The organism is Mycoplasma procyoni (genome assembly GCF_017052595.1).
GTDB classification, from domain to species: Bacteria; Bacillota_I; Bacilli_A; order Mycoplasmatales; family Metamycoplasmataceae; genus Mesomycoplasma_A; species Mesomycoplasma_A procyoni.
In genome coordinates this window covers 1-6,266 of sequence record NZ_JAFIDB010000016.1, presented here as the reverse complement: position 1 = coordinate 6,266, position 6,266 = coordinate 1, and the positions used below count along the sequence as shown (strand labels likewise).

The 6,266-nt window shown below is 26.1% G+C and carries 6 protein-coding genes; 5 read left to right on the top strand and 1 reads right to left on the bottom strand.

The genetic code is table 4. The features are described 5' to 3' along the window. Positions 1-286 precede the first annotated feature (286 nt). The 3 genes from JV122_RS04155 to JV122_RS04145 all read left to right on the top strand — a co-directional run bounded on the left by JV122_RS04155 (position 287) and on the right by JV122_RS04145 (position 3,069). Positions 287-1,642, top strand: a complete 1,356-nt coding sequence (locus tag JV122_RS04155) for a DDE-type integrase/transposase/recombinase (protein WP_205843252.1) — start codon at positions 287-289, stop codon at positions 1,640-1,642. 188 nt (positions 1,643-1,830) lie between these two features. Further along, the gene (locus tag JV122_RS04150) at positions 1,831-2,400 is read left to right on the top strand and encodes a type II toxin-antitoxin system antitoxin SocA domain-containing protein (protein ID WP_205843251.1); all 570 of its coding nucleotides are present in this window, start codon (positions 1,831-1,833) and stop codon (positions 2,398-2,400) included. A gap of 159 nt (positions 2,401-2,559) precedes the next feature. After that, a complete protein-coding gene (locus tag JV122_RS04145) occupies positions 2,560-3,069 on the top strand; it encodes a hypothetical protein (RefSeq protein WP_205843250.1) in 510 nt (169 codons plus the stop codon). A 495-nt stretch (positions 3,070-3,564) separates the two neighbouring features. Here JV122_RS04145 and JV122_RS04140 read toward each other — a convergent pair whose 3' ends face one another. Continuing rightward, positions 3,565-4,080 carry a hypothetical protein gene (locus JV122_RS04140; protein ID WP_205843249.1) on the bottom strand — a complete coding sequence of 172 codons (516 nt, stop codon included), beginning with the start codon at positions 4,078-4,080 and terminating at the stop codon, positions 3,565-3,567. A gap of 401 nt (positions 4,081-4,481) precedes the next feature. On the opposite strand from JV122_RS04140, the gene JV122_RS04135 reads away from it, so the two are divergent. Both JV122_RS04135 and JV122_RS04130 read left to right on the top strand, forming a co-directional pair. Then, entirely contained in the window at positions 4,482-5,354 is an 873-nt protein-coding gene (locus JV122_RS04135; protein ID WP_205843248.1) for a hypothetical protein, read from the top strand. 94 nt (positions 5,355-5,448) lie between these two features. Further along, positions 5,449-6,266: Abi family protein (locus JV122_RS04130; protein ID WP_205843247.1), on the top strand; the 818-nt coding region annotated here is incomplete at its 3' end.

Here is a 6,266-nt window from a genome sequence, read left to right as displayed (position 1 = left end):
ACATTTTTTCCTTTCTTTTTTGCCCGGCAGGCCCGCCGCCCCTCCCCCTAGGGGGAGGGCTTAAGTAACCATAAAGTGGAACAAAAAAACTTAACAATGTGTTGTTAAGTTTTCTGTCCCACTTTATTATGGTGTTAGCTTTTTTATTTATAAATACAAAGGTGATATAATTTTAAAAAGAGAATTGTAAAAGAAGAGAAGAAAAAATAAAAAGAAAGAAAGGTGAAATTGGAATTAAGCTAGGAGAAAAAGTATATACATTTTTGGTAGAAAGGAAAATACTGAAATGTCTAGAAAACAATTCACAAAAGAACAAAAAATCAAATATTGTAAAATCCTGGAAAAATCAGGAATGAGAAAAACTGTTGAACTATTTTTAAATGAATTTTCCGAAAGATATGAACTTAATTCAAGTGATTTAAACTACAAAAACGCTTACTCAAGAGCAAAATTAAATGCTGTTCAACTTCTAAAAAAATGAATTAAGTTGTATCATATAGATGAGATGAAATTAGAAAGTATGACAGGAAAAATAATGTCTTCAAAAAGAGGAAGACCACCAAAAAGCAGACAACAAAAACAACGTGAAGACGACGAGTGAATGATTGTGAGAATAATCAAAGAACTTAGAAGAAGATACAAAATAACAGACGAGGAAATTCACGAAATTTACAGAGAAGAACTCGAGAAAAACGAGAATAAAAAAGAGACTTCACAGAAATCTGTAAACGCCTCAAATGTAACAAAATTCTTTGAAACAACAAGAACTAATCTTTACAGAAAAATTAGACCCAAATCGCAAAAACAAAGAAGGCATGAAAAATACAAAAACGAAATTTTCAATGCTATAAAAATTTGCTCTGAAATTAGTGGAAAAACAATGGGCAGAGATAAGATGTATCACACCATTATTAATAATGAAATTAAAGAGATTTCAAATGAAAATTGAAGCAATATTACAGAGCATGAATTTAGACTTTTTTACAAAGAATTTGGGTACAAAAGTACTGCGTACAAGGGAAAATCGGCAAAACCTCCTAAAGAAGATAAATACAGAAAAGTATGAGCTGAAAATTATCTACAAAGCTTTGAAGCTGAATATCCAGGTCAAGTTTTAACAGCTGATATTAAGTTTGTAAAAAGACCAGATGGTTACTATTATTTACACGTTGTTAGAGATGATTTTTCAAACATGATTTTAGATTATGAACTACAAGAAACAAGGACTGCAGAAGACACAATTAATTTAGTCAAAAGAGCGATAAAAAAACACTCAATAAAACCAGAAATTTTTCACTCTGATCATGGTGTAGAATATGCTAATTTTGAGTTTAAAAAATTTTTAGAAGACAACGAAATTATTCAATCAATGTCGAGAAAAGGTGTATCAACCGATAATCGAGGATCTGAATATTTATTTGCATGTTTTGAAGTTGAAATGTTTAGATTAAACAGAGAAAAATTTAACTCAAAATGATCGATCATTAATTCAATTGATCAATACGCTAACTACTACAACTTCCAAAGAATTCAATCAAATTTAAATTGAAAAACTCCTGCAGAGATTTTTGGTTTCAAAAATCAAAAGATGAATTATAATTTAAATACCAGAAGATTTACAAATTATTTCGAATTTAGGTAAAAACTGCGATGAAAAACCCCCAACACTTTTCGAAAAGTTGAAAACTTTGAGAAAAAAGGGGTGGGGGTTTGAAAAAAATCGCGCGGATTCTTTTTACTTACTTTTCATCTAATTTTAAATAATTGTATATTTTTTCTCTCCTGACTTAGGTGAAATTGGAATTTAATTTCTAATTTTGTGTATTTAAAATGAAAAAAATTAAAATTTATAACATAATGAAGTATTTGATTTCTTACGCAAATATTAATGGAATAACAAATGCAAAATACAAAACTTGACAACAAAAATTCTTGTGATTCCTTAATTTTTACTATACAAAAGAAAATGGAGATCAATTATTTACTAAAGATTTTTATGCTTTTAATTATGGTCCTGTTAGTAGAACTATATTGGAATTTCAGTATTTTGATGATGAAGAAGTTTATTTTTATAAAGATGTTGAAGAAGTGGCAGATCTTGATGTTGACGAACAAGGAAATTTAGTTAAAAGAACAACTATTAAAAAGATAGCAACAGAACAAGAATTAAAAGAAAAATTTATTCAAGAATTCACTGATAACAATGAAAATTTATGAAATCACTTTAAAAAAATATTTAAAAAGTGTGAAGTACTCAATTCAGGAAAATTAGTTTTTTTATCTCATACCCAATTTCTTTGAAAAAACAAGATTGAATTATCCGGAGAAGAAAAAAAGATTTTATTAAACGATATATTAGAAGAAGAAACTGACCCATTAGATATTTATGATAGAAAATAAAATTAAACCAAAGATGCTTTTTGAATTCAAAAAAGAAATTTTGCATTCTCATTAATAGATTTAAATAATAAGCGTTGAACGGAAATTAAAAATGATATATTAAAAGAATTCAACGAGTGAATAAAAGATAAAAAACTTGATAATCTTATTAATAAGGAATTGGAAAAAATAATTAATGATATAAATGAAAAGGAAAATGTTAGTTTCAAGTGAAAATTAGAAGCTATAGATAACAACTATAAAAATTGAGAAAAAGAAAATTTAAACAATGATGTTGTTTTAATTTTTAACCCAATTTTCATAAAAAATGATATCTGAACTGCATTATATAATGAGTTTAATTTTATTGTTTTAAAAAAGCAAATAACTCAAGAGAATCTTTTAGAAAAACACAAAAATTATGTTAATAAGAAATTTGAAAGATTCTATTGATTTATGGGAGTTAGCATCCCATCTATTTTGGCGTTTATAGCTTTAATTTGAAGTAACAATTTATTAGGAAATGAAAATAGAGCAGATTCTAGTGGTTGATCTCATACATGGCAATCTATTTTGATAATTGGTTCTGTTTTTGTGTTTGTTAGTGCTTTTTCTGTTGTTTTAGTTCTTATAATTAAATGGCTAAAGAAGATACAATCAAAAGATGAAAATAAAAACAATAAAAGGTAATTTATATAACTCAAAATACAAGGTAAAACAAGAATTAATATGGAAACATTTTGTAACTCCCTAAATTAAGAAAGATAAAAAAGTTTTAGCAAAAAACCGGCCTATAGTACCGGTTTTTTAAACCACGGAGCCAATATGTTCATCCGTGAGCCCATGTGCATAATGGGGGTCCAACTAATATTATTATACATCTTATAAATTAATAATTTAAAAAACAATTAAAATGTTGCTATGTCAAAAAAATATAAAAGAAAAACCGGCCTATAGTACCGATCTTTCAAACCACGGAGTCAAGAAGCACATCCGTGAGCCCACGCGTATGGTGGGGGCCAACCAATATTATTATATGATTTATGAATAATAAATTTCAAAAATAACTTAAAAAATTGTAATATCAAGAATTGAACAACAGCTAAAAATAGTCTTTTTGTAAATAAAATGCTTTTATCTACAAGATACTAATAGAAACGTCTTATAGTTAATTTAATGAACTTCTTAAAAGTCAGGGCAATAGTTATAAAAGTCATTATATTCACCCTTCGCAATTATTTTAGCCCATTGATCTAAGTTTTTCTTAGAAAAATCAGGATAAAAATCAGGATATCTTTTTTGCAACTCGCTTAAAGTATTGTTTAAATCATCATAAATTCAATTCATTATAAAATCTATACTTGCTTCTCAGTTATAACAATTGAAGTTTTTTAGTTTCGAAAAGAATCTTAATAAAAAAGCATGAACATAGATTTTATCTACAACATCTAAATTGAAAAGATCTTTATTTTCAAGGTCGGGAACATAAACAATATCATATAAATTATCATCAGATGAATAATAAACACGTTGTTTTCTTTCTTTGTTGGTTATATAGAATGTTTTTGTATAATCGTCACTTTGAATAAAAAAGACAATATCTTTATATCCGAGCTTCTTAAAAATATTAGTGTTTTCATCAACGCCTATATGATTTTTTATCTCGTCTGTTGCGTATAAATTTTTTAAAATAGACGCCATTTTATACCTCCTTTTCTTTTTTGCAAATTCCCTCTCAATTAATTTTTTAAAAAGAATTCAATTTTATGTATATATTAATTATAAGCTCTTTTAGATTTTTTAAAATAAAGTCAAATAACTTAAGAGAAAATATTAGTTTTACAAATAACTAAAATAATTTTTTAGTTAATAACCCCTTTTTGAACTTAATCTATATAAAATATTTTAAAATATGAAATAAAAAAAAGCAGGTAACCTGCTTTTTTGACACTCACCAGTGCCTCCCTCCTCAGGGCTTCGGATAATTATTATATCACTACTAAAATTAAAATTAATATTTTCTTATTATATTTCTAAAATTATTGCTAAATCTGTTTTTTAGTTTGCTAAAGTTTTATAGTTTTAAACTATAATATTAGAATATGAAAGTTAATAATGATCAGTTTTATACAAAAAGGGAAATTGCAAAAATTTGCTTTAAAAAAATCAAAAATAAAGCAAAATACAGCACAATAATAGAGCCTTCGGCTGGAGAAGGTGCTTTTAGTAATTTAAACAAAAGAATACTTGCTTTTGATCTTGAGCCAAGAACAAACAAAATTCAAAAACAAGACTTTTTTGAGTTGGATTTTGGTCAAAATTGAGGCAACAAAATTCTTTTTGTAGGAAATCCTCCTTTTGGTCAGAGATCAACAATTGCAAAACAGTTTATAAAGCACGCTATTAAACTTCACGCAACAACAATTGCCTTTATTCTTCCTGATACGTTTTCTAAACATACAAATCAAAAATACTCTTTATTTCCAAAAGAATGAAAATTAATTGAAGAATTTAAATTGCCAGATGATTCATTTTATATTTATGAGAATAACCAACCAAAAACTTATCACGTTCCTTGTAGTTTTTATGTCTGAACAAAAGATCAAAAAGACGCTAGTAAAGATCTTAGAAAATCACAGAAAATACAGGAAATAAGGGCATTTTCGTTTTTAAAAAGGGGAGATCAAAGTGCTGATTTTGTGATCAATGGAAACTCAGCCAGAATCAAAGAAGTCTCATCAGTAACAAACTCAAAATCAGAACACTACATAAAGGTTTCAAAAGACTTTGATAAAGAAGATATCATAAACAAACTTTCTAAACTAGAATTTAAGCCTAAATCATCAGTGAATGGTGGCAATTATTGAATTAATCAAACAGAAATTATAGAATTATGAAAAGAGACATATGAAAAAGAAGAGTTTCAAAAATTCTCAGATTCTAGCACTAAAATACAAGAAAAATGTCTTTCTTAAATTTTTTAAGAACTCTTTTGCTGTCTCTGATTTAGATACTTTTCAATATTAATTTGCACTAGAAAATGCTATTAAAAAGTATTATAATTTAATTATGAGCAATGAATTTTTGAACTATAAACAACAGGTTGAAAAACTTAAAAATAAAGGAATGAAGGTAGAAAACGAAATTGAACTTGAAGAATTTCTTAAAAAACACGACTATACAAAAGCAATAACTCCATTTAAAGAGTTATTTGCTAATTTTAGCACTATAAAAATGAATATTTCGGACTTAAAATTAGAAAAATCAGGTATGCCAGATCTTGATAAATTAATTTTTAATAAAAATTACCAACAGAAATATATTGATGATTTTTCATTTGAAATCATTAAGAATTTTTATTTAGAAAATGAAAAAATTGAAAAAGTTTTATATCAAAAAGTTTCTGAAATTGAAAAACATATAAGAAATAATTTAGCTTATTTTATAGGGGAACAAATATCGCTTTCTGAAAGATTTAATCAAGAAGACTGAAATGAATTTTTAATTAATATTTCTTCTGCAGAAAGAAAAATAAGAATAATTAAAATATTATCAAGAGCCAGAAAACAACAAGACACCATTTTCTTTGGAATACACGAATTTACTTTTGGAGAACTGATTGATATTCTAGATATGATTTTTAGCACAGAAAAGATAGAAGAAAAAATAAAGCATTCTTTTTTAACAAAGATAGAGGGGAATTTAAAAAATTTAAATTTCCGCGCTTTCATTTCTTTTCTAAATTTTTCAAAAAGATTAAGAAATTCTTTAGCTCATTTAGAAACATTACAAAGTTTTTTTCTAAAAGAAAGAGAAGAAAAAATAAAATCATCCTTAAATAAAAATCTTTTTAAGAAATTTAAAATTCTAAAATTATCAAAACCAAG